Here is a 24,907-nt window from a genome sequence, read left to right on the forward strand (position 1 = left end):
ATAACAAAAAATTGATTTTAGTTTTCAGATTGAAATTGAAATTGATTTTTGAAATTGAATAGTTATGAAATTAGATATATTAGCTTTTGGTGCACATCCGGATGATGTAGAATTGGGTTGTGCCGGAACAATTTTAAAAGAAGTGTCTCTTGGTAAAAAAGTTGGAATCGTTGATTTAACGCGTGGCGAATTAGGTACACGCGGAACGGCTGAAACCAGGGATTCAGAAGCAAAAGATGCAGCAAAAATATTAGGTGTTTTGGTTCGTGAGAATTTAGAGATGCGCGATGGCTTTTTTGTAAATGACGAAAAGCATCAATTAGAGGTTATAAAAATGATTCGTAAATACAAACCGGAGATCGTATTGTGTAATGCAATAGACGACCGTCATATTGATCACGGAAAAGGAAGTAAATTAGTTTCTGATGCTTGCTTTTTATCCGGATTGATAAAAATAGAAACTTCTGTTGATGGAGAAAATCAGGAAGCATGGAGACCAAAGGTGGTTTATCATTATATTCAGTGGAAAAATATCCAACCGGACTTTGTAGTTGATATTACAGGTTTCGAAAAAAAGAAGGTCGAAGCTATTTCGGCGTATAAAACACAATTTTATGACCCAAATTCAAAAGAACCAGCTACACCAATAACGAGTAAAAATTTCTTTGAAAGCCTAAATTACCGCGCGCAGGACTTAGGAAGGTTAGTTGGGAAAGATTTTGCTGAAGGTTTCACTGTTGAAAGATGTTTGGCAGTCAATAGTTTAGAAGATTTGATGTAAAAAGTTTAATATTTTTTCTATTTTTTATTTGCGGAAGTAAACCTTTGTTGTATATTTGCAACCGCAAAGAAAAATGGTGGTTGTAGCTCAGCTGGTTAGAGTATTGGTTTGTGGTGCCGAGGGTCGCCGGTTCGAACCCGGTCAGCCACCCAGGAATTTAAAGCCTTGAAGAAATTCAAGGCTTTTTTTGTGCTTATAATTTAAATTCCAAGATGGTGAATATTACAGTAACTAATATTTTGGAATTTGGGATTTAATTTTCGGGATTTCTCTTTTGTTTTTCACAAAAAAAGAACAACGTTTAAGTCTTGGTTTATTGGTTATTATGGTTTGGTTTGTAAATCATTTTATTTCATTAAAAGTACTTTCGTGCTTAATATCTTCGGTTTTCAACCTTTTTTTATTTGCGGAAGTAAACATTAGTTGTATATTTGCAACCGCTAAGCAAATATGGTGGTTGTAGCTCAGCTGGTTAGAGTAGCGGTTTGTGGTGCCGCGGGTCGCCGGTTCGAACCCGGTCAGCCACCCAGAAATTTAAAGCCTTGAAGAAATTCAAGGCTTTTTTTGTGCGTTGTATTTTTTTACCATTTAAGTGATATAAGTTCATTTTAGTTTTTTCTTTTATGCATAATTTTGTCAATTTCGAGGAACGAGAAATCGCACTGGTAGCTCGACAAAGATTGGCGATTTTGATTGGGGAGTTTCTAGTGCGATTTCTCGTTCCTAAATGACAAAAATGGCGACGGATATAAAAAAGAAGATTATCACGAACTTATCTTTAAATGAACTTACATGACTTATATGGTTCAAAAAAAAACAAAAAAGCATGACGATTAAGTCATGCTCATTTGGTTATTATAGTTTGGTTTATGAATTATCTTATTTCTTCAAAAGTATTTCCTTGTTTGATATCGCCGGTTTTAAAACCTTTCTTAAACCAGTACATTCTTTGCTCAGATGTTCCGTGTGTAAAGGAATCCGGAACAACATGACCTTGCATTTTACTTTGAATGGCGTCATCACCAACGGCGTTTGCGGCACTCAAAGCTTCATCAATATCACCGGCTTCTATATACTGTTGGTTATCGTGAGCCCATACTCCTGCATAAAAATCGGCTTGTAGTTCTAATGCTACCGAAAGTTTATTGGCTTCGGCTTCACTTTTTCCTTCTTGTGCCTGACGCATTTTGGCTGAGGTTCCTAATAAGGTTTGTATGTGATGGCCAATTTCGTGTGCAATAACGTATGCAATTGCAAAGTCACCACCCTGAGCACCAAATTTAGTTTTTAGCTCCTCAAAGAAACCTAGATCCATATATACTTTTTGATCTCCCGGACAATAAAACGGTCCGGATGCAGATGTTGCACCACCGCAATCAGTGTTAACAGAGCCTTTAAAAAGTACTAATTTTGGATTTTTATAGGTCATCCCATGTTCCGTGAAAATTTTGCCCCAGGTGTCTTCAGTTTTAGCCAGGACGGTTTTTACAAAATGTCCCATTTCTTCATCTTCTTTGCTTAAGGGAGCTGCTGCTTCAGTTTGCGTTTGTTGTCCGCCTTGCATTTGTTCCAGAACAGGTGTTATCAACTGAGCATTTTCACCACCGAAAATATTCACCAATAAGATGATAATACCAATGATTCCACCACCAACGGCTACTTTTCCGCCAGAGACACCTCTTCTGTCTTCAACATTGTCACTCTCTCTTGTTCCTCTCCACTTCATAGTATATTGTATTATTGATTGTTATAGAATTTGTTGTACGAATTTATATATTTTTTTGAAAATATACTTCATTCAAACGATTAACTTTAATTTATTTTAGCCATTTTCTCAAAGCTTCTTCGACGGTTCCTTTCATTATTGGTTTAGAAATATAATCGTTCATTCCTGCTGAGATGCATTTGTTTCTTTCTTCTTTTTCAGCACCTGCAGTTACTGCAATTATAGGGATATCTCTACCGTGAACAGTATTTCTGATTGCTTTTGTGGTTTCGTAACCATTCATGATAGGCATTTGAATGTCCATAAAAACCAAATTTGGATTTATGCTTTCAAATTGCTGCACCGCTTCGAAGCCATTTTCGCATTCATAGATAAAAGCATTATTATATAAATTTTTAATTATAGTTTTTAACAGCATCATGTTAACTTTATTGTCCTCGACAATTAAAAAGGTAATGTCTTTATCGCTTAATTTAGTGGCACAAGCATCTGAATTTATCTTTTGTAACTCGGCATTGTATTTCTCATTAATACTTTGGTTGCTGGTTTTTAGATTTAAATCAAAATAAAAATTACTTCCAATATCTATTTTGCTCTCGAGCTGTAATCGGCTTTCCATAAGAGCAAGAAGTTGGTTCGAAATAGTTAGTCCTAAACCGGTTCCTCCAAATTTTCTCGTTGTAGAACTATCTTCTTGCGAAAATGCCTTGAAAATTTTCTTTTGATTCTTCTCCAGAATTCCAATTCCGGTATCAATTACAGAGAATCGAATTACACAATTATTGTTTTTGTATTTTTCTAAAACTGAAACATTAAGTTTTATAGAACCTTCATTGGTGAATTTTACTGCATTCGAAAGCAAATTAATCAGGATTTGTTTGATTCGGACAATATCTGTCCAGATGTATTTAGGAACATCCTGATCTACATTTAATTCTAATTGAAGATTTTTTTGATTCGATTCATAAACAATCAGATCAAAAACCTGACCTAGTACTTTTTTAATATCATATAAATCGATGAAAAGCTCCAGTTTTCCGGCTTCAATTTTAGAAAAATCAAGAATATCATTGATAATCTCCAACAAAGAATGTGCTGATTGATTGATCGTGGTCATGTACTTTTCCTGAATTTCTTCGAGATCTGTTTTCATCAATAAATGCGTAAAACCTATAATACCATTTAATGGTGTTCTGATTTCATGTGACATATTGGCAAGAAAATCAGATTTAGATTTATTGGCAGCTTCCGCCAATTGTTTGGCTTTGATGGCATCTTCCGTTTCTTTTTTGTTTGTAATATCGAAATAGATTCCACCAACAAATTCAATTTGCCCCCCTTTTTTGATCACATCGCCAAATTCTTCTACCCAAATATACTCGCCTGTTTTTCGCTGAATGCGATATATGTTATGAAGCGGTGTTCCGCCTTGCAGATTATCGATTTGATTATTGATTACTTCGTCTTTATCATCCGGATGAATTAGGGATAAAAACGATAAGTTATTCTCAATAAACTCTGATTTAGAATAACCGGTTAAATTTAAAACTTCATCGTTCAGGAATATTTTGGTCGAAAAAGCATCAAATTTGGATAAATAAACAGTTCCCGGAATGTTATTGGCTATTAATTTGAATTTTTCTTCACTTTCGAGAATTCTGTTCTCATTTCGATTTCGTTCTAAAGCAGATGAAATATTATTGGCAAGAACCTGAAAAATATAAATCTCCTCTTCAGACCATTTTTTTTCATTCGTACAATCATCAAAACCTATAAAACCTGTAAAAACATCATTGATATAAAGTGGTAAAATCAAAATTGATTTGATTTCGTTATCAATCAGTAGTTGTTTAAAAAACGTATCGTCAAGCTTTCGCGTAAGCGTATTAAGGATTTTTTTGTTTTGAGCAGCATCATAAATTTCTTTTAAATTCTCGGCTGTAAGCTGTTTTAATTTGGTAATTTGATGTGAAATACCTTTTTTAGACCACTTGTATTTTTGGCTAACCGTATTAGTTGTAAAATCTCGTTCATAGTAATACATATGATCAACTTTGGCAGCTTTACCAATTAAATCATACGTTTCCTGAAACATTTCCTGGGTGGTTTTACTCAATAAAAATTTCTCCGTACAAAGCGAAAGTGCATAAAGCAATTGGCTTTTAAATTCTAATTTCCGTTCTGCTTCCAGACGCATTTGAGACGAAATAGCCAATGATATCACATCAGAAATCGTTCGGGCATAATTAATATCCTCGTTGTCCCATTCTCTTTGTTCCTCGGTGCTTTCAAAACAAACAACGCCAGCCAATTGTCCGCTTAGAAATATTGGAACATCCAGCATCGATTTGATATGATTCTTGGTGAAATACAGTTTTTGAAATTCAGAGGTTTCTAATTTGTTAAAAACATCCGGGGCATTGATTATGGCTTTGTTTTTTAAAGTCTCAAAATAAATAGGATACGATTCTTTATCTAGTATATTTTTGTCCGTTAGTTTTTGATTGTCAATACTAAACAGATTTTTGCAGGTAATTAAGTCCTTGTAATATTTCCAGAAACTTACTCTGTTTGTTTTGCTTACCGTTGCGGCTTCCTGAACAATATAATCGATAACGGTGTTTAAGTTGTCATACTTGCTAAAGTCGGTTGTTGATAGTTTTTTTGTTGAATTGTTGTAAGCTTCAATTTTTTCGAGACGTCTTTTTTTCTCGTTTTCGATATTTCTAATCTCTGTAATATCTCTTGCAATACCTGCAAAACCAATGGTTTCGCCCAGATCATTTTTACGAATAATAATCTTTTGCGAAATCCATACATCTAATCCGTTTTTCTTTATAATCGGAATTTCTATTGTTGGAAAGTCGTTTTCATTGATAACCAGATTTTCGTAAAAATCTACAGCGCCTCTGATGTAATTTTCATGAATGAAATTAGAATAATGTTTTGATATAATTTCATTTTCAGAATAACCTAAAATTGAGAATCCAAATTCATTTACAAAAGTAAAATGTCCGGAAGCATCAATTTCAAAAATTATATCGGTAGCAGTCTGAATTAGATTTTTGTATTGATCCTGAACATTGATTTGCTCCGTTACATCCTGACCTATACTGATAATTAAGTCATCAGAGAATTTTTTATCTTTCCATTGGATGTATTTATACTCTCCGTTTTTACTTTTTAATTTTCGGATATAAAGTTTGTTCTCCTGATATTTTATCGGGAAATTTTTCTCCATAAAACCTTCATCTTTTGTGAGTTTCCAGAAATTAAAACCCATTACTTCGTCTGGCAAATATCCTAAAATGGAGCTTATTGTTTCGCTGCAAAATAATATTGCACCTTTTTGATCTGTTGCTATCGTTAATGAATTTCCTTTATGAACTATTTCATTTGCAAATCTAAAATTATCCCGATTGTTTAATAAAACGGCATATTTTACCTGATTGATAATGAATATAAGAATGCAAAAATTGATTAATAAGACAGATGATTTTATAGGAATTAAATGAAAAACAACTGTAATAAGCAGGAATGTAAATACCAGCGCAACAAAAAACCAGTAAATTTTTATTGGTTTTAAAATGTTGTAAGAAAAGAAAAAGGAGATTAAAAAAACGATTATTGGTACAACATCATTTGAAAGACGGACAATATTGTAGCAAACATAGGAAATGTACAAAAAGAAACAGCATATAAATATTTGCTGAATCTTATCTCTAAGCCATTTAACTTTATCGGTTATGAGATAAATAATAAGAACTAAACAGCCAATGGAAACGTTTACGGCTAATAAACTTTTTGGTCTTATTTTAAAAATTTCATTAATGATTTCTATTACAATAACCGCAATGCCAAAGAACAAAATATACAATTGATATTCTTTACTGGCGGTTTCGGCCTCTTTCTTTTTTTCAATAAAATAACCAATTCTGGCTTTTATTCTAAAAAACTGATAAATCAACAAGGCAAGAAAAGCCAATAGAGACAGTCCTAAAATGATGAGTTTAGGATTGTTGTAAAAAATTATGTTCGAGTTAAAAACATACCAGTTGGTTATAAATGATTTCAGGGCATTGCCAAATAAGGCAATTCCTGAAATCAATGAATTGAAGAAACTATAGTTGACTACCATAGAATTCGGGGTATGTTGGTTTAGTAAAACAGCATTTTTTTGAAAGTTCTAAAAAAGAGTAGGTTAGGCTCTTTTTGTTGTTTAGAAATTTCGATTTTATTCTAAATCCGATTGTCCAATGGAGTCAATTACATCTTTATCGTCTTCTACAGTAAAAATGGAGAAATACGTTGCATAAGTCATAGAACTATTAAAAACAACCGTAAAAAGTATTCCAATACAGCATCCAAAAATACCTACCAAAGAGCCCAGAAAGCCAGTGACAAACAATGCAAAAATTAGCAATGGATTTTTAGTTACTACTATTATACTTGATTTTAGTGCGTCTACTGCGTTCAAATTTCCAAAAACTACCAGCGGCATAGCTAAAAACGTAAAATAGGAGATGAAAGCAGAAATTGCATTTCCTAAAAGTATGATTCCAAGACTGTCAAGAGCAGTTGCAATAGCATTGCTTATTAATCCCAGAATTAAAGCCATTATAAATAACTGAGTAAAATAAGGAGCTTTATAATAGGTAAAAATGGTTGAAACATTAAATTCTTCATCTTTATCAGCACAATCTGCCATTTTAAGAAATCCTGCACCAAACGGAGCCAGTAAAGCTGCAAATACCGAAATACCAACCACAGACAGAAGCTGCTGTGCATAAGTTAGTTTTTGGTTTTCCAGACTTTGAATAAATTCTTTATTGATAGCGCCTACGCCATAATAGGTTGTCGCTAATCCCAAAGCAAGGACTCCAACGACAATTGAAAATACCAATATGATAAGTCCGGAATAAAGTGCGATTTTTTTATAATTCTCGAAGGCGTAATTAAAAGTTGACCCAAAATCTATGGTGTATCCATTTTTTTTGATGTCTTCAATTTGGTCAAGTGTAGATTTCATTCGGAGTAAAATTATTTTATATTCTTGTAATTTAAGCTGTTTAATGTGACGTAAATATAATATTTTTAATCAATTTCTTATGATAATCTACAAAACATTACGAAATCGTTTTTTATTACTTACATCCAGTCTAATAGACGTTTAATAGAGGTTAATTTGTCTTTGTAAGGAGCATATCGCATGGGCAAATCTAGCCAGTTTCCTTTTTTGACCACAGCTTTATGATGCGAAAAGATGTCAAAACTCAATTGACCGTGATAAGCACCAATTCCGCTATGACCAACTCCGCCAAAAGGCAATCTTTTATTCGAAAATTGAACAACAGTATCGTTGATACAGCCACCACCAAAAGAATAAGTGGTAATTAGCTTTTTTGCAAACGATTTATTCTCGCTAAAGACATAAAAGGCAAGAGGCTTTTCATATCGGCTAATTACATTTTGAATCTCGGCTTGGGTTTCGTAAGTTAGGATTGGTAAAATAGGACCAAATATTTCTTCTTTCATCACCGGACTATCCAAAGCTGGCTCTTCAATTATTGTGGGAGAAATATAAAGTTTACTGGCATCAGTTTCTCCTCCAAAAACTACTTTTTCTCTTTCGATCATACTATCCAGACGAACCCAGTTTTTAGTGTTGATAATACGAGCAAAATCGGGAGATTTTTCCATCTTTTTACCGTAAGCCTTTATGATTTCTTCCATTAAAAAAGAAAGAAAATTAACTTTCATGTTCTTCTGAATCAGGATATAATCAGGTGCAATACAGGTTTGTCCGGCGTTTATAAATTTCCCCCAGACAATTCGTTTTGCGGCTAATTTTAAATTGGCAGTTTCATCAATAATACAAGGATTTTTTCCGCCCAATTCTAATGTTACCGGAGTCAGATTTTCGGCAGCAGCTTTGGCAATGATTTTACCAACAGAAACACTTCCGGTAAAGAAAATATAATCCCAGCGTTTTGCCAGCAGTTTATTAGATACTTCAATGCCGCCTTCAAAAACTTCGACATGATTAATGTGAAATGTTTTTTCGATAATTTTTGCAATTACTGATGAGGTATTCGGAGTAAGTTCAGATGGTTTTAAAACAACTCTGTTTCCTGCAGCAACGGCAGAAATTAAAGGGCACAAAGCTAGTTGAAAAGGGTAATTCCACGGTGCAATAACCAGAACGTTTCCGTATGGCTCTTTAAAAATATAATCTGTAGAAGGAAAGTTAAGAAGAGACGGTAAAACACGTTTTGGCTTTGCCCATTTATGGATATTTTTGATGGTGTCTTTAAGTTCCGATATGACATAATTTGTCTCAGTTAGAACTGCTTCAAATTCAGGCTTTTTAAAATCATCGTACAAAGCTTTTACAATTAAATCCTCGCTTTTTTGAATGTTATACAACAATTTTTTAAGCGTTTCTTTTCTGTATCCGATGTCGTTTTTATAGTCCATTTTTATGATTACCTTGATTTTTGACTATGCAAGTTAATCGATAAAAATTAAAAAATTAACAATTGTATCATAAAAATCATAGCGCATTCCAAATTGTTTCATCCGGGGTAGGCGCAATGATTGTAATGTTTTCTTTGGAAACAGGATGCACAAAAACTAATTTTCTGGCATGAAGATGAATTCCGCCATCAGGATTACTTCTGTCAAAACCATATTTTAAATCTCCTTTAATTGGAGATCCAATTGCTGCCAATTGTGCTCTAATTTGGTGATGGCGACCGGTATGCAAATTGATCTCTAGCGCCACATAATTTTGAAGTTCTTTGAAAACCGTATAATCTAAACTGGCAATTTTACTATCCGGAACTTCTTTTAAATGTGCTTTTGAAGTATTGTTTTTTTCGTTTCTTTTAAGATAGTGAACCAATTTGGCAGTTGTTTCCTGAGGTTTATTCTTCACAACTGCCCAATAAGTTTTTTGAGTTTCACGATTGCTGAACATTTCGTTCATACGTGTTAATGCTTTACTGGTTCTGGCAAAAACAACGATTCCGGTTGTAGGTCGATCCAAACGATGAATTACACCCAGAAAAACGTCACCAGGTTTGTTATACTTGTCTTTAATATATTCTTTTACAACATCTGACAAAGGTTTGTCTCCAGTTTTGTCACCTTGCACAATATCGCCTACACGTTTGTTAACCACAATAATATGGTTGTCTTCGTGGAGAACTTGGAGATTGTTTTTGTTGGAAAGAATTTTCATATTAGACTTGCTTAGATTTTTAGACTTACTTAGACTTCTTAGAGTTTGACTTTTTTAGATTTTAAATTTATTTATAATAAAGTTGCTCTAAATCGTGATGTCATTTTTGTGATTTCTCCTAATAGACTTATCAGTTCTGTAGTGTTTTCTTCATTGATAAATCCCAGATCAGATGAAATTAAAAGTTGTGTTTCCACTTCATAAGCAGAACCAATTGCAATTTCTAAGAATCGGGCAAAATCTTTATTTGAATTTCTTGATGAACCTTCTGGAATATTTGAAGGGATTGATACAGATGCTCTTCTTAATTGATTTATAATTCCAAACTTTTCTTCACTTGGAAAAGTTGCTGTTACATTATAAATTTTGGAGCAAAACAATCTGCTTTTCTTCCAAATTTGAAGTTCTTTAAATTGATGCATTTTTATTAGATTATTTATTTGGAGTAGCTTAGATTTTTAGACTTGTTGTTTTTTATAAAACCTAGTCTAAGTCAGTCTAAAAATCTAAGCTAGTCTAAGAAGTCTAATCTAGTATTGTTCCCCAGAATTCGGAAAATCACGAGACTTCACATCAGCAGCATATTGACCGATTGCTTTTGTCATTTCGTCGTATAAGTTTAAATAGCGGCGTAAGAAACGCGGACTAAATTCATTGTTCATTCCTAACATGTCATGAATAACCAAAACTTGTCCGTCAACACCACCTCCGGCACCGATTCCGATAACTGGAATTGAAATACTTTCGGCAACTTTTTGTGCTAATTCGGCTGGAATTTTTTCTAAAACAACAGCAAAACAACCTACTTTTTCAAGCAATTTTGCATCTTCGATTAGTTTCTCCGCTTCTTCCTCTTCTTTGGCGCGAACGCTGTAAGTTCCAAATTTATAAATCGATTGTGGTGTTAAACCCAAGTGTCCCATAACTGGAATTCCGGCGTTTAATATTTTTTTGATAGATTCCTTTATTTCTTTTCCTCCTTCAAGTTTCACGGCGTGACCACCGCTTTCTTTCATGATTCTAATAGCAGAACGCAAAGCTTCTTTTGGATCAGACTGGTAACTTCCAAAAGGTAAATCTACCACAACTAAAGCTCTCTCTACAGCGCGAACTACAGATGAAGCGTGATAAATCATTTGATCTAAAGTAATTGGCAACGTCGTTTCATGACCCGCCATAACATTTGATGCTGAATCGCCCACTAAAATCACATCGACTCCTGCGGTATCAACAATTTTTGCCATTGTAAAATCGTAAGCGGTAAGCATAGAGATTTTTTCTCCGTTACTTTTCATTTCAATTAATGACTTTGTTGTGATTCTTTTATAATCTTTTTTTGCTACTGACATTTTGTGTTTTTTTGAAGGTGTAAAAGTATTGAATAATTATAAATTGAAATCAGCAATAGAAGATTATTTCTATAGTAAATAACTTTCCGTCTTTAAAATCAATTCTAAATTCACTGTCTTCTAATTGAATAGAATAAGTGTGTGGCGATTTTATAGAAGCGCCAATATAAGTCCCGTATTTTTCTATAAATACTTTTTCAGACATTGTATTGTCTATTACTGCATTTGCATTGAAAATTAGTTTGTTGTTTTCGTTGATAAAAACTTTCGTAATCTCTGCCTGATTTTTGGTTTCGTCTACAGAAGCTTCTAAGTCAGGATAGTAATAAAAAGAATCACTCAGGTAAATACCGCATTCGTCGCCTACGGTTGCTTTTTTAGAAGGTTTTCCAAATATTTTCACCAAGTCCTTTTGAGAGAAGAATAAAGATTTGGTTTTTACGCCTTTCAGTATAAATTCTACTTTTTTGGTAAAAGCAGTAATTTCTTCCGGTTTTTTATGATTTCCTAAGCCTTTGGCAATAGCCATATTTAGTTCTGTATCGGTAAGAAGTTTAGGGTCGTTTAATTGTTTTACGACTTCATAATATCTTTGGTATGCAGGAGCTAAAGTGGTGTTTTCACTGTTCCAAGCTAATTCTACAAGTCGTTCGCCAATCGTTTTGCGATCAGTAATAGCGTTAACGTCGAGTTTATCGAATTCTTTTATTAAAGCATTAAAATCAGGTCTTTTACTAATGAATTTTCTAAGGGTAAATTGTGCATATTCATCACTAAAACTACCATTTATATTTACCCACTCGTCTTGATTTTTAGGAAGATAATTTACAGGGACAGGATCTCCGGTATATAAAATTTCTCTGATTTTTGAGTTTTTATCAGGAAGCGCCCTCGCTTTTAAACCGGCAACTAAAACGAAAAGATGATTTCCGCCATAATAATTGTCACCGCCTTCCAGAATAGGGTTCTCGTTGTCTTTTGTTTTAATATCTCTGGCATTTAATCTTTCGGCAATGAAATTTTCAGGAACATAACCTTCGGTGAAATTATCTGCTTTTACTTTGTACCAGCCATTTTCATTTTCTGAAAGTAATTGTACTTCGGCACCGTATCTAAAATAGCCCAAAAACTCTGATGAGGTATTTTTAGAAGTATATAATCTGGTGTCTGAATTTAGAAAACGACGATCTTGAGAATGTAGTAAAACCGTGCAAAATAATAATGCTATTAGAAAGCAGTATTTCATAAAGTAGTTTTTAATTTTTTTTGCCATGAATAAATTTTGCCACGAATTTCACGAATTAACACGAATTTTTTTCTGCATGAAGCATAAATAAAATATTAATTCGTGTAGATTCGTGCAATTCGTGGCAACTTTTATTTTCTAACAATCAGCCATATTTACGGCAATTGCTAATCCACCTTCTGAGGTTTCTTTGTATTTTGAGTTCATGTCTTTTGCCGTTTGCCACATCGTATTGATAACTTTGTCCAAAGGTACTTTTGCATTTTTAGAATCTGTTTCAAGCGCTAATTCGGCAGCGTTTATGGCTTTTATGGCACCCATTGTATTTCTTTCGATACACGGAATCTGAACCAAACCGCCAATAGGATCACAGGTTAAACCTAAATGATGCTCCATAGCAATTTCGGCAGCCATTAAAACCTGAGCAGGAGTTCCGCCCATTAATTCGCAAAGAGCTGCTGCAGCCATTGATGACGAAACACCAATTTCGGCCTGACAACCACCCATTGCAGCGGAGATTGTAGAGCCTTTTTTGAAAATACTGCCAATTTCTCCGGCAACCATCAAAAATTGTTTGATTTCTTTTTCGCCTGCACTATGGTTTTCAATCACCAAATAATACATTAAAACAGCAGGAATTACTCCTGCGCTTCCGTTTGTAGGTGCAGTAACAACGCGGCCTAAAGAAGCATTTACTTCATTTACGGCAAGTGCAAAACAACTTACCCATTTTAGGATCTGACGAAATTTCACTTCGGTTTTTCTAATTTCTTCCAGCCAGCTTTGCGGATTCGAATAATTAGATAAACCTATTAAGTTTTGGTGCATATCAAAAGCTCTTCTGCGAACGTTTAATCCGCCGGGAAGAATTCCTCCGGTATGACAGCCAATGTACATACATTCGAGCATTGTATTCCAGATACGCATTAATTCTGAATGAATTTCGGCTTCAGGACGCATTGATTTTTCGTTTTCATAAACAATTTCCGAGATGGATTTGTTTTCTGAAATTGTATAATTTAAAAGCTCAACAGCATTTTGAATCGGGAAGGGAAAAGCACATTTTATTTCCTCTTTGATTTTGGCATTTGTGCGTTCTTCTTTAACCACAAAACCTCCTCCAATAGAATAAAAGGTAGATTCATACTCAGAATCATCTGCTTTATAAGCCGTAAATTTTAATCCATTTGCATGGAAGGGAAGAAACTCTTTATTGAAGACAATATCCTGTAGAAAATAAAACGGAACTTTATATTGGTTACCCAAAATAATTTCGTTCGTGTCTTCGATCGTTTTAATAATCCCGGCAATATTCTCAACCGGAATATATTCAGGATCCTGACCACTTAAACCTAACATAACAGATAAATCAGTTGCGTGACCTTTTCCGGTTAGAGAAAGCGATCCGTACAAATCGACTTTTACTCGTTTAATCTGGTCTAAAATTGACTCGTCTTTCAGCTCTTCCAAAAAACGTTCTGCGGCTCTCCAAGGTCCTAAAGTATGTGAACTTGAGGGACCAACACCAATTTTAAGCATATCAAAAACAGAGATACATTCTTCCATCGTGTAATTTTTATTAAGACAAAGATAATTGAATAATGCAAAGATGATTAAATTTAGTTTGTAAATATTGCGATTTTGTTAAAATAAATATTAAATTTTAATAATTTGATAACGAAATAAATTTAATTGTTTAATATAGGCATTTCGTAGAAAGTTCGTGTTTTTTAGGTATTTTTGTATAAAAGCAATTACTAAAACACCCCGATTTTTTTTAATTCCTTAAAAGAATCGAAATTAACCATACCTTCAAGGATTTCGTTTTGATTTTAAAGTATCTTTTTACGAAAATTTAGAATACCACCAAGAAGATAAAAATATAATATGATAGAATTTTTCAAGCATTTAATACACGAATTCGAATTACCACTTAATAACCCAGTATTGATTTTCTCGTTAATACTTTTTATTATACTCTTGTCCCCAATTTTACTCAAAAAAATAAATATCCCGGGAATTATCGGACTTATTATTTCGGGTGTAATTATAGGACCTCACGGATTAAATATTCTGGCAAAAAACTCCGCCGTTGATTTATTTTCGACAATTGGACTTCTTTATATCATGTTTATTGCCGGTCTGGAACTCGACATGAATGAGTTTAAAGCCAATAAAAATAAGAGTTTATTATTTGGTTTTTTTACCTTTATTTTTCCGCTTTCGATTGGGTTTCCGGTTTGCTTTTACCTCTTAAATTACGATTTCAATGCCAGTTTTTTAACCGCGAGCATGTTTGCAACACACACTTTGGTGGCGTATCCAATTGTGAGTAAACTGGGAATTGCAAAAAATCAGGCGGTTGCCATAACTGTTGGAGGAACGATTTTAACAGATACTGCTGTTTTGATTATTTTGGCGGTTATTATGGGAAGCAGTCAGGGAAATCTGAATCAGGCTTTTTGGATAAAACTAACCGTTTCATTGGCTATTTTCTCGGCAATTATGTTTTTACTTATTCCGAGAGTTGCAAAATGGTTCTTTAAGAAATTAGAAAGTGAGAAACACGCCCATTATATTTTTGTACTTTCAGTTGTTTTCTTCGCTGCGTTTTTGGCAGAAGTAGCAGGAGTAGAGCCCATTATTGGAGCATTCGTTGCTGGTTTGGCACTGAACCCTTTAATTCCGCATTCGTCAGCATTAATGAATAGAATTGAGTTTATTGGAAACGCTTTGTTTATTCCGTTTTTCCTGATTTCTGTGGGAATGCTAGTTGATATTAGCGTGATTCTTAGCGGTCCAACGGCTTTAATTGTTGCCGGAACTTTGAGTGTTGTGGCTATTTTTGGAAAATGGATTGCAGCATTTTTTACTCAAATTGTTTTTAAATATACAAAGACCGAGAGACAGCTTATATTTGGATTAAGTAGTGCGCATGCTGCTGCAACTCTGGCGGTTATTTTGGTTGGATTTAAAGCTAAAATTCTGGACGAAAACATCTTGAATGGAACCATTATTTTAATCCTGATTACTTGTATCGTAGCTTCGTTTGCTACTGAAAAAGCTGCTAAAAAAATTGCCATTTGCGAAGAAGAAGTTTCACACGAAGATGCACATAGCGACCAAATTTTGGACGAACATATATTGATTCCGTTAGCAAAAACTTCGGCGACAGCCAGTTTATTAGATTTTGCACTTTTGATAAAAGATAAAAAATCGTCTAATCCGGTGACTTTGTTAACGATTGTTCCGAATAATGATCAGGCGGAAATTAATATTTTGAAGTATAGAAAGGCGGTTGATAAATTTGTAATTCAAGGTTCTGCATCAGAAGTAAAAATAAATACAATTGCCAGAATTGATCACAATCCTGCGAGTGGAATTGCAAGAACTTCTAAAGAAATTATGTCTGATATTGTGATTGTTGGCTGGCCAAGAAAAACAGGTTTCCTGGATAAAATATTTGGAGAAAACGTAGATTCGATCATTAATAATGTAGACAAAAGTTTATTTATTTGCAGGTTTCAAAAAACATTTATCGAAGAGAAAAGATTGGTTTTTATTTGTCCGCCATTTTCAGAAAGAGGCGTTGGTTTTCATCTTCTGTTACAGAAAATCTGCAGATTATCGCAGGAATTAAGTATTCCGATTGTAATTTATGCCGAGTATAAAACGCATCAGGCTATTCAGCAAATTGCAATTAAATTGAAGTTGAATGCTAAATTAGGTTTTAAAAGTATTTTGGATTGGGATGATTTTGAAGCTATTTCAGATGAAATAAAACCAACTGATTTAATTGTTTTCAACTTATCCAGAAAAGGTTCTGTTTCGTACCAAACCATATTTGATAAACTACCACAGAAATTCGAGAAATCATTTAGCGGTAATAATCTGATTTTGGTTTATGCCCAAGACGATCGTAAAGAAACTGCGATGGATGCCTACGAAGATTTTACCGCTACGCCATTACAAAAAGGTCTTGAAGCAATCGAGCAAATTGGTCGTGGTTTAGGCAATATTTTGAAGAAAGGATAGTTGTTGTGAGTAAATATTTACATAGATAAAAATGATACCGAAGTTACCAATAATTATATTGATATTTTTAAGTTTTGCTGTAACGGCGCAAAACAAAATGAAAAATACGGAAGAACTTATAGATAAAAAAGATCCTGCCTGGACGACTGTCGAAGACTGGATTAAAACGGCAAAAAACAAAGTTGAGGTTTTACCCGTTGATGCTGTAAAAGCAAAAGAAACCTTATATAAAACTCAGGTTACAACCCGTTCGACAATGGGAGCAGTTGTTTTTATGACCGGAGGAATTTTAGTTGATAATGGCTGGATTAGAATTTTGGGTTCAGGAAATTCAAAATTTAACCGCACACTTCCAGATTGGAATAAAGGAAAATCGTTTAAAGAATTTGGCGAAACACCTCCTTTTTTATTAATTGCTGATGATGCGATTGGTGGTTTTTATCTTTTAAACGGTGGCGGATTAGGAACTGATTTAGGGAAGATTTATTATTTCTCGCCTGACAATCTCGAATATGAGCAACTGGATATTACATATTCTGAGTTTCTGGGATTCTGTTTTAATAATGATTTGGATAAGTTCTACGAAGGTAACAGATGGAAGGACTGGAGAGAAGAAGTTTCGAAATTAAAAGGCGATGAGGTTTTTAATTTCTATCCATTTCTATGGACAGCTGAAGGAAGTGATATCAATAAAAGTGCAAGAAAAATAATTCCAATAGAGGAACAATATAGTTTTAATCTGGATTTAAGAAAACAACTTGGTTTTGATCAGTGAAAATTAATTTTCAGGGTATTGTATTGAAATATATTTGTAAAACGGAATTTAATTCATGGAAGATCTGCAAGAAATAATTGTAAAATATAGTTTTCCTAAAAGAGATATAAATGCTTCTGTTAGTATTTCAGAGGTTGAATCATATGCCAATTTAAAACTTCCTGAAGATTACATTTTTTATCTTGAAAACTATTTTGGGATTGATCAATTTATTGGTGTTGAATTTATAAACCTTTGGAGTTTAGAGGAAATTATTGAAACCAATAAAGGTTATAATATTGTTGAACAAATGACCAGAACTATTGGAATTGGTTCAAATGGGAGTGGAGAATTTATAGGAATTGAAATAGATCAATTTGATAATGTAAAAATAATTCTTTCGCCATTTATTGACCTGAATAGTAAATATAATATTGAAATTGGGATATCATTTACTGATTTTCTTGTTCGTCTAAATAATGGAATTGATTGGTTTTTGTGATTTTTAAGCAACCCATTTTGTTCTTAATTTCATAAATGGTTTTTCGATTATTTGATGAAGTATAAAGGCAATCGCGATGCATGAAATAATACAGATTATTAAACTCAAAGTACTGCTTGAATCGAAACCAAAATAACTTAAAATTAACTGTGTAATATGGATAATTCCCTTATGAATTAAGTAAATTCCATAAGATAATGTGGCGATGAAAGTAGTGATTTTTGAATTGATCTGATATAAAAAACTCGTTGGTGAAATGGCGCCAATAACCATAAATCCATATCCGATTCCTACTAAAGTGAATCCAAAAATAGAAGCATAAAAGGAATGTTCTTCATAACATAAAAAGTAAGCTATAACTAATGTAATCAAGCTAACTATTAAAAAATGATTTCCATACTTAGAAATTACGTTCCATAAAGCAGGCATAAATTGATATATTGCTGCAATCGAAACTCCTGTCAAAAGCCCATCTAAACGATTATAAGTTGGATAATAGATGTATTTTTGCCAAAAGAGCCATGCATTTTCGTCAGCAATATGAGGAAGATATAAGATTTTCCAGCTATAAAATCGAATAATAAAACCGAAAGTAAAAAGTCCGATTAAAACCCAATATGATTTATGAAATTGTTTGTATTTCTGCAAAAGAATAAGTGCAATTGGTAAAAGAAAATAAAAATGCTCTTCGACACAAAGTGACCAGGCATGCGAAAAAGTTCCGAAATCGCGAAGGTTTAGATCGAAATTTTGGGTAAATGTTAGTAGTTTCCATATTGGAGGAAGCGCCTCACGCTCTCTAAATAATGGAATTAAAAAATAAACTCCTGTTATAAACCAAAATAAAGGAAGTATTCTGAAAAAACGTTTTAAAAAGAAATCTTTAAATGAAATTCTAACGTCATTTTTAATTTGAAAAAATAACTGAGAAGATATTAAAAAGCCGCTTAAAACGAAAAATAAATCTACACCTGTCCAACCAAATTTTGCTATATTTGGTAACCATTCAGGACATTCGAAAAGTTGATAATGAAATAAAAAGACAAAACATATTGCAAAAGCGCGTAAATGATCTAATCCATATAATTTTTTGTGCACTTTGGAATCGATTTGTTTTTTTATGAATATTTTTTGATAGCTTATCGAATGAAAAAAGAATTTTTCGACAGTAAAGATAATTGAATTACAAAAGTTTCTTTCTCAAAAAAAAGGATTTTATTAACATTTTTTTTGCCCGATTTTGATAATTTTAGAAATAAAAACAAAGTAAAAATGAAACACAAAGCCACATCAATCCGATCCTTTATTGGTGCCAAAGATTTTGAAATTCGGGTAACTATTATCAAAAATGAATGGAAGTAATTAGGAGAGGTTTGGTTAATATTTTGAAGAAAGGATAATTGTTTTTTTAACCTGAAAGAATCTAAATGAATGAAATTGTAAGTTATTATGATACTTTGGCAAGTACATATGATGAAAATAGATTTAACAATACTTATGGTAAATTTATCGATAATCAAGAAAGAAAAATTCTAGATCGATTATTAACTAATAAAAATGAAGTAATTCTTGATTTGGCTTGTGGTACAGGAAGACTTTTAAATTATGCCTCTTTAGGAGTTGATGCGAGTAGTGCAATGGTTGAAATTTCAAAAGCAAAATTCCCCAAAAAAACAATCTTATTGAATGAAGCGGATCAACTAATAATAGAGAATAATAGTATTGATACCATTATTAGTTTTCATTTTTTCATGCACTTAGAGGAGAGAAAAATTGATGCTATATTTGAAGAATGCAATAGAGTCTTAAAAAAGAATGGAAGAATTATTTTTGATATTCCTTCGCGAAAAAGAAGACAACTTCTAGGTTATAAAAAGGAAGATTGGCATGGAGCAAGTAGTTTTTCGATTGAAGATTTAAAGTTAAAATCAAATTTTGAGATTAAAAGAACTATAGGTTTTCTATTTTTACCCATTCATAGATTTCCTAAGTTTTGCAGAAAGTTTCTCATAACAATAGATTCATTTTTGGCCACTTCATTTCTGAAAGAATATAGTTCTTATTTAATCATTGAATTTGAGAAGAAATGAGAACTTGGAAACATATAAAAATACATTTAAAATTACTTATTCGGTTTAAAAATGATTTGCTAAGTAGAGATTTTTTCAAGTTTTCTGAAGAAATGCAACATGAATTTGTTTTTGATTATGCATTAACAATATCGCAGGAAATAAAACTAGGTCTGACTTTTGAAAACAAGTTACACAATATTGAATTGGCTTCGAAAAGAATAAATCGACATGTTCTTAAACCAAATCAAATCCTTTCTTTCCTAAAAATTATTGGAAATCCAAATCAGAATTTTAAGAAAAGCAGAACTTTAGTAAACGGGAAGTTAAAACAAGAGAATGGAGGAGGGATGTGTCAGGTATCCGGAATTGTATATCAGATGAGTTTAATTGCTGGTTTAGAAATTTTAGAGAGACACAATCATTCCGTTGATATTTATACTGAAGAAACAAGGTTTGCGCCCTTAGGTTGTGATGCAACAATTGTTTATGGATATAAGGATTTGAGAATAAAAAACAACTTGCCGTTTCCGGTTAAATTTGAAATTAAAATAGTTGATAATTATTTACACGCAACTTTGTTTAGTGTAAAAGCAATTGAGAAGAGAGAATTAGCTTTTGAATCTAAAATGGATCAAAATTTTGTTTATGTAAGTGTTTTCAATAATGACAGAAAATTGTTGAATCAATCTAAATATAAGGTAGTAAATTTAGAGTAATAACACCTTTTATCGGATCAACCCTCGTAGTTTTATTGTATGGAAGATTTATAAAAACTAATTACTATTAAATGAGATTAAAATGAAACATAAAGCAGTATCAATCAGACCGTTTATTGGAGCCAAAGATTTTGAAATCTCCAGAAGTTTCTACAAAGATTTAGGTTTCGAAGAAGGAGTTTTAGACTCAAAGTTTTCTGTTTTTAAAACGGGAGATTTAGCTTTTTATCTTCAGGATTATTATGATAAAAGCTGGAATGAAAACACGATGATTTTTCTGGAAGTCGAAGATGTTGATTACTATTACAATGAACTTCTAAAACTCAATCTGACTGAAAAATACGGTGTAAAATTAACTCCAATACGCCATCTCGATTGGGGAAGCGAATGTTTTCTACACGATCCATCCGGTGTTTTGTGGCATTTTGGAAATTTCTCAGGGAAAGAGTATAAAAAATAGTTGCCACGAATTTCACAAATTTTCACTAATTGTTTTGGCGCACGATAGAGTACTTATTCAAATTATCAAACATTTTAATTAGTGAAATTCGTGGCGAAAAACTACAGATGAAAATCTGCCAATTGAATTGTGTTTTTTTCTCTTTGATACCAATCATTATAAACCAATTCTATTTTATCAACCGTAAATGTTCCGAAATCAAAATCACGGAACTTCTCTGTAATCGCGATTAATTTCTCTGGAGTTTGAAGTTTCTCCTGAAATCTTACAACCGTTACATGTGCTGTTGAAATGGCATAACGACTATCGATACTTTGTTCTAAAGTTGATTTTTTGAAATTCTCCCGTAATTTATCTCTTAGATTATTCAAAGATTCATCCGTTGGGAAACCCTGAATCATTATTGCAGAAGGTGAGGCTGTAACGCCACGAAATTCAATTTTGATTTCGTTTAAATCAAGTAAACTTTTTTGGATAATTTCGACATAATCCGGAATCGAAACTTTATCTAAACTAAAACCTTCATAACATGAAATAATGGACATTGCAGTAATATGAATATCTGAATTAGGGTAATAATATTGCAAAGGATCTATGGCTTTTAATTCATTTAAAAACAGCTGAATATTTGCCTTAATTACTTCATTTGGACGAATTAATAAGGTAATCCCAAAACGAGAATCATTTTGGTCATTAATTTGAGAATCTAATTTGTAATTACCAGCTAAAATAGCTTCCGAAGATTGTTTGTAGAGTTCGTTATAATGTTCTTGTAAATTCATTTACTATCATTTCTGTTTCATTTTTTCCAAATTTTCCTTGACTCTGAATTTTACAATTTTAGTAATCAGATCAAAAGGCATTGGTTGATTTAGTGGAAATTGTACAGAACCTTTTCCTGATTTGTATTTCGAAAGTTCTTCCTTAAAAGCTTCGTGACCGCTTGGCAAAGCATACAAACCAATATGATTTTTGAAGGCGGCAAAATAAACCACGATTCCGTTTTGCTCAAAAGCCGGCATCGAATAACTGATTTTTTCTTTGGCGTCCGGAGCTGCTTTCTGAATGGTCATCCGAACTTTCTCTAAAATCCCCTGAACATCATTTGGGAATGCTCCAATGTATTCGTCTATGTTTTCTGGTTTTTTCGTATCCATTGTGGTTAGTTTTTGTTTTAGGTTTAAAAAGTTTCAAGTTTCAGGTTTCAAGTTCGTTGCGAAAACCTGAAACTTGAAACCTGAAACAAAATAAACTTTTTTTTATGCAAGACCTTTCGGGAAGCGATCCAAAACTAAATTCAGTTGAATCTTATGTTCTAAATAAGCTTTGGCTCCAGCTAAAACTAAAGTAAAACCTTCAGTAGAATTTCGAACCTGATCTATTATTTTATCTGAATCTCCTTTTAAACCGGAATTGGTAATGCTCACAAATGTTTCATTTTCGTTTAACGGAGTAAAAATCCATTCGACTATTGTTGTTTCATCAGGATTTCCCCATTCGATTACGATCTTTTTATTTTCCTGCAAAACATGTGTCGTAACAGTTAGCGAAAAACCATACATTTCCCATGTCCATTCGGTTGTTGTGTCTTGTTCTAATTTTCCGGAACCTTTTGTGAACCAAAATTTACTAGTAATTTCCGGATTTGTAAAGGCCTGAAAAACTTCTGAAACAGGTTTTCTAATCAGCATTTCGGCTTTTGCGAAGTGGTTGTTTTCTGCTTTCATGTTTGATTTGTGAAAAAAGGTTGTTTTTGAATTATTAATTGTAGAACTTGAAACTTGAAACATTTTTTTTGGACCTCTAATTTAAGAAATTATATGTACCAAAAATTAATCAAAACGTAAATCCGGTAATCAAATTAAGAGAATTTGTTTTCATTGATTCATCCGTTGGCATAGCAGGTTTAGCAATATCTGTTAAGCCTAAATTTTCTCGTAATTCAACATAGATGCAATGATTATCGTTTAATTTAAATTCTTTTCCAAAACCTGCTGAAATTCCAAATTCCATAGACTTTCTATATTTTGTATTTTCGAGATCCTCATCCTGAGATCCTTCACTAGAAGACTCAAACGTCATTCCAGATTTGAGTAAATAACCTAAATAAGGTCCACCATTTATGTAAAAACTCTTATTACGGGTGAAACTGAATTTTAGCATTATTGGAAGTGTAATATAGTTTAGGTAGCTAGTTGACTTAAAAGTATGAGTAATTTCGGGTGTTAGTATTGGTGTATCCGAATTGTACCAATCCAGCGTTGTCCCTTTTGTAGTTTGTGTTTTTCTGTCATAATTTAAATCAGCTTTTAAAGAGAGACTTTCATTTAATGCGTATTGAAATGAAACTCCAAATAAATAGGAAAAGCCCGGTTTTTCATCTGTAAAAGAGTGATAACCTCTGAAATTTGAGTAGTTTAAACCTCCTTGTATTCCAAATTTAATTTTTGATTCCTGAGCTGAAGTTTTAAATGTAATAAGAGCAATGGTAAAAAATAGAAACGTAATATTCTTCATGTTTTTGGGTTAATTGTTTTATGTCAAATATATAATTACTCTTATTAAAAAATCATCTATAATCAAAAAAAATCCAGACAATTAGTATTTGTCTGGATTTTAAAATTTTAAGGAATAACATATAAAATTATTCTCTTATTGTTGTTTTGTCATGCAGCGCCATTTCGGCGATTTCGTCTTTACGTTTAAAACTTACGCCTTTGTGTTGCTGCATGTATTTAATAAGATCGTTTGCTGCTTTTACCATTTGTGGAGTTCCGCCAATGCGATCATGAAAACTGATAGACATTTGTCGGCGTTGTGTTTCGCTTTCGGCATATAACTGATCAAATTCCATTTTGACCTGTTGTAAAAATTGATCTGCCGAAAAGTTTTTTCCTTCAATCAAAACAATATCATTGTTTCGAATCGTGTAGGGAATAACGGCGAAATCTTTGTTTTTCACCTGAATTATAAAAGGTTCATCACGACTTAAATCATCGATATGATATTTAAAACCAAGTTCCTGTAAAATATCGAGTGTGTTTGTACCGCGTCGAAGCCAGTTTGCGTTATAACCAACAGGAGTAAAGCCTGTTACGGTTTTTATTGCATCAGCACCGTCTTTAATGAATTTTTTCTCTTCGTCATAAGGCATTGTATATTGTGTGCTCCAACTCATTCCGTGAGCAGCAGCTTCGTGACCTCGCTGTACAATTTCTTTGGCTAGTTGAGGATTTTTTAGAACTGCAGTTCCTACCATGTGCGAAGTAACTTTTACACCAAGTTTATCCCAATTGTCCAACATTCTCGGAATCCCTTCTTTATATCCATAATCGTACCAGGTTGCTGAAGGAAGATCAATATAACCTTTTTGTATATTTTGAGGAAACGGGCTTTCTGCATTTTCAGGTTGTCCGCCAGCTTCAAATTGCATTGAAATCGAAACAACTAATCTTGAACCATCGGCCCATTTTGTTTTTTGAGGAGATAAGAAAGGAGTTATTTTTGGAATTTCTGAAAAAGTTTCAATTGGATTTATCATCCCAACCATACCTATAATTCCGGTTTGTTTTATAAAATTTCGTCTTGAACTCATGGTAATTATTTTTTGATTAATAAATCAATTGCCCAACTGTTAGAATCAATGAAATGTAAAAGTAAAGCAAAAAATGCAATGTGAATTAATTGTGATGGAACGGCTTCCCAGTTCTCAATCATCGCAGTTCCAAATAATAATGCTAACATTACAAATCCTCCGGCGATTAAAGAAGGTCTTGTAAATAACCCTAACAATAAGAGTAAGCCAATCACAAATTCGGCTATTGGTAAAATGTAGCTAAAAGGTGTTACAATGATTTTTGGCAGCATAGAATTTTCAAAACTGCCAATCATCCAGTTACTAAAAGTAGTTAGTTTTGGCAGACGTACCAATCCGTGGCCAAACATGCTTATGGCGATCGCAAGGCGCAATAATAAAAAAGAAGTTGTTTCCATTTTTGTATGATTTTATAGTACAAAGTTGAG

General features: G+C 33.0%; 23 protein-coding genes and 2 tRNA genes. 9 read left to right on the top strand and 16 right to left on the bottom strand.

The window, feature by feature from the left end:
- Window positions 1-64 precede the first annotated feature (64 nt).
- The 3 genes from bshB1 (at window position 65) to CHB81_RS13980 (ending at window position 1,308) form a co-directional block, all read left to right on the top strand.
- Window positions 65-781, top strand: a complete 717-nt coding sequence (bshB1, locus tag CHB81_RS13970) for a bacillithiol biosynthesis deacetylase BshB1 (protein WP_089352479.1) — start codon at window positions 65-67, stop codon at window positions 779-781.
- A 76-nt stretch (window positions 782-857) separates the two neighbouring features.
- Window positions 858-931 (top strand) — tRNA-His (locus CHB81_RS13975).
- Between the two features lie 303 nt (window positions 932-1,234).
- A tRNA-His gene (locus CHB81_RS13980) sits at window positions 1,235-1,308 on the top strand.
- 347 nt (window positions 1,309-1,655) lie between these two features.
- Here the strand turns inward: CHB81_RS13980 and CHB81_RS13985 are convergent.
- The 9 genes from CHB81_RS13985 to CHB81_RS14025 form a co-directional block, all read right to left on the bottom strand.
- Entirely contained in the window at window positions 1,656-2,507 is an 852-nt protein-coding gene (locus tag CHB81_RS13985) for a neutral zinc metallopeptidase (protein WP_089352480.1), read from the bottom strand.
- Window positions 2,508-2,598: 91 nt separating this feature from the next.
- Complete coding sequence (locus CHB81_RS13990) at window positions 2,599-6,645, bottom strand: PAS domain S-box protein (protein ID WP_089352481.1); 4,047 nt, start codon at window positions 6,643-6,645, stop codon at window positions 2,599-2,601.
- A gap of 96 nt (window positions 6,646-6,741) precedes the next feature.
- Complete coding sequence (locus CHB81_RS13995) at window positions 6,742-7,536, bottom strand: hypothetical protein (RefSeq protein WP_089352482.1); 795 nt, start codon at window positions 7,534-7,536, stop codon at window positions 6,742-6,744.
- Between the two features lie 119 nt (window positions 7,537-7,655).
- On the bottom strand, window positions 7,656-8,984 hold the full coding sequence (locus CHB81_RS14000) for an aldehyde dehydrogenase (protein WP_089352483.1): 1,329 nt from the start codon (window positions 8,982-8,984) through the stop codon (window positions 7,656-7,658).
- Between the two features lie 76 nt (window positions 8,985-9,060).
- Entirely contained in the window at window positions 9,061-9,750 is a 690-nt protein-coding gene (locus tag CHB81_RS14005; RefSeq protein WP_089352484.1) for an RluA family pseudouridine synthase, read from the bottom strand.
- Window positions 9,751-9,821: 71 nt separating this feature from the next.
- Window positions 9,822-10,172, bottom strand: coding sequence for a four helix bundle protein (locus CHB81_RS14010; protein WP_089352485.1), 351 nt, complete (start codon window positions 10,170-10,172; stop codon window positions 9,822-9,824).
- A gap of 108 nt (window positions 10,173-10,280) precedes the next feature.
- A complete protein-coding gene (panB, locus tag CHB81_RS14015; RefSeq protein ID WP_089352486.1) occupies window positions 10,281-11,099 on the bottom strand; it encodes a 3-methyl-2-oxobutanoate hydroxymethyltransferase in 819 nt (272 codons plus the stop codon).
- Window positions 11,100-11,148: 49 nt separating this feature from the next.
- Window positions 11,149-12,345 (bottom strand): SH3 domain-containing protein, encoded by a 1,197-nt coding sequence (locus tag CHB81_RS14020; protein ID WP_089352601.1) that lies wholly within the window; start codon window positions 12,343-12,345, stop codon window positions 11,149-11,151.
- A gap of 138 nt (window positions 12,346-12,483) precedes the next feature.
- Window positions 12,484-13,911 (bottom strand): L-serine ammonia-lyase, encoded by a 1,428-nt coding sequence (locus CHB81_RS14025; RefSeq protein ID WP_089352487.1) that lies wholly within the window; start codon window positions 13,909-13,911, stop codon window positions 12,484-12,486.
- 321 nt (window positions 13,912-14,232) lie between these two features.
- Here CHB81_RS14025 and CHB81_RS14030 point away from each other — a divergent pair, with 321 nt between their 5' ends.
- The 3 genes from CHB81_RS14030 to CHB81_RS14040 all read left to right on the top strand — a co-directional run bounded on the left by CHB81_RS14030 (window position 14,233) and on the right by CHB81_RS14040 (window position 17,636).
- Window positions 14,233-16,380, top strand: coding sequence for a cation:proton antiporter (locus CHB81_RS14030; protein ID WP_089352488.1), 2,148 nt, complete (start codon window positions 14,233-14,235; stop codon window positions 16,378-16,380).
- Between the two features lie 97 nt (window positions 16,381-16,477).
- Entirely contained in the window at window positions 16,478-17,155 is a 678-nt protein-coding gene (locus CHB81_RS14035; protein ID WP_089352602.1) for a DUF2625 domain-containing protein, read from the top strand.
- A 55-nt stretch (window positions 17,156-17,210) separates the two neighbouring features.
- Complete coding sequence (locus tag CHB81_RS14040) at window positions 17,211-17,636, top strand: SMI1/KNR4 family protein (protein ID WP_089352489.1); 426 nt, start codon at window positions 17,211-17,213, stop codon at window positions 17,634-17,636.
- Between the two features lie 3 nt (window positions 17,637-17,639).
- Here the strand turns inward: CHB81_RS14040 and CHB81_RS14045 are convergent, their stop codons facing one another.
- Window positions 17,640-18,734 carry an acyltransferase gene (locus CHB81_RS14045; RefSeq protein ID WP_254921102.1) on the bottom strand — a complete coding sequence of 365 codons (1,095 nt, stop codon included), beginning with the start codon at window positions 18,732-18,734 and terminating at the stop codon, window positions 17,640-17,642.
- A 329-nt stretch (window positions 18,735-19,063) separates the two neighbouring features.
- On the opposite strand from CHB81_RS14045, the gene CHB81_RS14050 reads away from it, so the two are divergent.
- The 3 genes from CHB81_RS14050 (at window position 19,064) to CHB81_RS14060 (ending at window position 20,884) form a co-directional block, all read left to right on the top strand.
- Entirely contained in the window at window positions 19,064-19,726 is a 663-nt protein-coding gene (locus tag CHB81_RS14050; RefSeq protein ID WP_089352491.1) for a class I SAM-dependent methyltransferase, read from the top strand.
- On the top strand, window positions 19,723-20,424 hold the full coding sequence (locus CHB81_RS14055; protein WP_089352492.1) for a VanW family protein: 702 nt from the start codon (window positions 19,723-19,725) through the stop codon (window positions 20,422-20,424). The genes CHB81_RS14050 and CHB81_RS14055 overlap by 4 nt, the downstream gene beginning before the upstream one ends.
- An 82-nt stretch (window positions 20,425-20,506) precedes the next feature.
- On the top strand, window positions 20,507-20,884 hold the full coding sequence (locus tag CHB81_RS14060; RefSeq protein WP_089352493.1) for a VOC family protein: 378 nt from the start codon (window positions 20,507-20,509) through the stop codon (window positions 20,882-20,884).
- Window positions 20,885-20,985: 101 nt separating this feature from the next.
- Here the strand turns inward: CHB81_RS14060 and CHB81_RS14065 are convergent, their stop codons facing one another.
- From CHB81_RS14065 to CHB81_RS14090, 6 genes are all read right to left on the bottom strand, one after another.
- Window positions 20,986-21,666 (bottom strand): 2'-5' RNA ligase family protein, encoded by a 681-nt coding sequence (locus CHB81_RS14065; protein ID WP_089352494.1) that lies wholly within the window; start codon window positions 21,664-21,666, stop codon window positions 20,986-20,988.
- A 6-nt stretch (window positions 21,667-21,672) separates the two neighbouring features.
- A complete protein-coding gene (locus tag CHB81_RS14070; RefSeq protein ID WP_089352495.1) occupies window positions 21,673-22,041 on the bottom strand; it encodes an iron chaperone in 369 nt (122 codons plus the stop codon).
- 102 nt (window positions 22,042-22,143) lie between these two features.
- Window positions 22,144-22,611 carry an SRPBCC family protein gene (locus CHB81_RS14075; RefSeq protein WP_089352603.1) on the bottom strand — a complete coding sequence of 156 codons (468 nt, stop codon included), beginning with the start codon at window positions 22,609-22,611 and terminating at the stop codon, window positions 22,144-22,146.
- A gap of 109 nt (window positions 22,612-22,720) precedes the next feature.
- Window positions 22,721-23,401 carry a porin family protein gene (locus tag CHB81_RS14080; protein ID WP_089352496.1) on the bottom strand — a complete coding sequence of 227 codons (681 nt, stop codon included), beginning with the start codon at window positions 23,399-23,401 and terminating at the stop codon, window positions 22,721-22,723.
- 127 nt (window positions 23,402-23,528) lie between these two features.
- The gene (locus CHB81_RS14085; protein WP_089352497.1) at window positions 23,529-24,479 is read right to left on the bottom strand and encodes a polysaccharide deacetylase family protein; all 951 of its coding nucleotides are present in this window, start codon (window positions 24,477-24,479) and stop codon (window positions 23,529-23,531) included.
- Window positions 24,480-24,484: 5 nt separating this feature from the next.
- On the bottom strand, window positions 24,485-24,877 hold the full coding sequence (locus CHB81_RS14090; RefSeq protein WP_089352498.1) for a DoxX family membrane protein: 393 nt from the start codon (window positions 24,875-24,877) through the stop codon (window positions 24,485-24,487).
- Between the last annotated feature and the right edge of the window lie 30 nt (window positions 24,878-24,907).

Origin of the sequence: Flavobacterium sp. ov086, from assembly GCF_900187965.1 — a bacterium.
GTDB lineage: Bacteria > Bacteroidota > Bacteroidia > Flavobacteriales > Flavobacteriaceae > Flavobacterium.

Coding starts and splice junctions, on each gene's coding strand:
- CHB81_RS14035 (WP_089352602.1), top strand. CDS start 16,478: ATGAAAAATACGGAAGAACTTATAGATAAAAAAGATCCTGCCTGGACG.
- CHB81_RS14010 (WP_089352485.1), bottom strand. CDS start 10,172: ATGCATCAATTTAAAGAACTTCAAATTTGGAAGAAAAGCAGATTGTTT.
- CHB81_RS14060 (WP_089352493.1), top strand. CDS start 20,507: ATGAAACATAAAGCAGTATCAATCAGACCGTTTATTGGAGCCAAAGAT.
- CHB81_RS14000 (WP_089352483.1), bottom strand. CDS start 8,984: ATGGACTATAAAAACGACATCGGATACAGAAAAGAAACGCTTAAAAAA.
- panB (WP_089352486.1), bottom strand. CDS start 11,099: ATGTCAGTAGCAAAAAAAGATTATAAAAGAATCACAACAAAGTCATTA.
- CHB81_RS14020 (WP_089352601.1), bottom strand. CDS start 12,345: ATGAAATACTGCTTTCTAATAGCATTATTATTTTGCACGGTTTTACTA.
- CHB81_RS13990 (WP_089352481.1), bottom strand. CDS start 6,645: ATGGTAGTCAACTATAGTTTCTTCAATTCATTGATTTCAGGAATTGCC.
- CHB81_RS13985 (WP_089352480.1), bottom strand. CDS start 2,507: ATGAAGTGGAGAGGAACAAGAGAGAGTGACAATGTTGAAGACAGAAGA.
- CHB81_RS14075 (WP_089352603.1), bottom strand. CDS start 22,611: ATGAAAGCAGAAAACAACCACTTCGCAAAAGCCGAAATGCTGATTAGA.
- CHB81_RS14090 (WP_089352498.1), bottom strand. CDS start 24,877: ATGGAAACAACTTCTTTTTTATTATTGCGCCTTGCGATCGCCATAAGC.
- CHB81_RS14070 (WP_089352495.1), bottom strand. CDS start 22,041: ATGGATACGAAAAAACCAGAAAACATAGACGAATACATTGGAGCATTC.
- CHB81_RS14065 (WP_089352494.1), bottom strand. CDS start 21,666: ATGAATTTACAAGAACATTATAACGAACTCTACAAACAATCTTCGGAA.
- CHB81_RS14040 (WP_089352489.1), top strand. CDS start 17,211: ATGGAAGATCTGCAAGAAATAATTGTAAAATATAGTTTTCCTAAAAGA.
- CHB81_RS14005 (WP_089352484.1), bottom strand. CDS start 9,750: ATGAAAATTCTTTCCAACAAAAACAATCTCCAAGTTCTCCACGAAGAC.
- CHB81_RS14055 (WP_089352492.1), top strand. CDS start 19,723: ATGAGAACTTGGAAACATATAAAAATACATTTAAAATTACTTATTCGG.
- CHB81_RS14085 (WP_089352497.1), bottom strand. CDS start 24,479: ATGAGTTCAAGACGAAATTTTATAAAACAAACCGGAATTATAGGTATG.
- CHB81_RS14050 (WP_089352491.1), top strand. CDS start 19,064: ATGAATGAAATTGTAAGTTATTATGATACTTTGGCAAGTACATATGAT.
- CHB81_RS13995 (WP_089352482.1), bottom strand. CDS start 7,536: ATGAAATCTACACTTGACCAAATTGAAGACATCAAAAAAAATGGATAC.
- CHB81_RS14025 (WP_089352487.1), bottom strand. CDS start 13,911: ATGGAAGAATGTATCTCTGTTTTTGATATGCTTAAAATTGGTGTTGGT.
- CHB81_RS14030 (WP_089352488.1), top strand. CDS start 14,233: ATGATAGAATTTTTCAAGCATTTAATACACGAATTCGAATTACCACTT.
- bshB1 (WP_089352479.1), top strand. CDS start 65: ATGAAATTAGATATATTAGCTTTTGGTGCACATCCGGATGATGTAGAA.
- CHB81_RS14080 (WP_089352496.1), bottom strand. CDS start 23,401: ATGAAGAATATTACGTTTCTATTTTTTACCATTGCTCTTATTACATTT.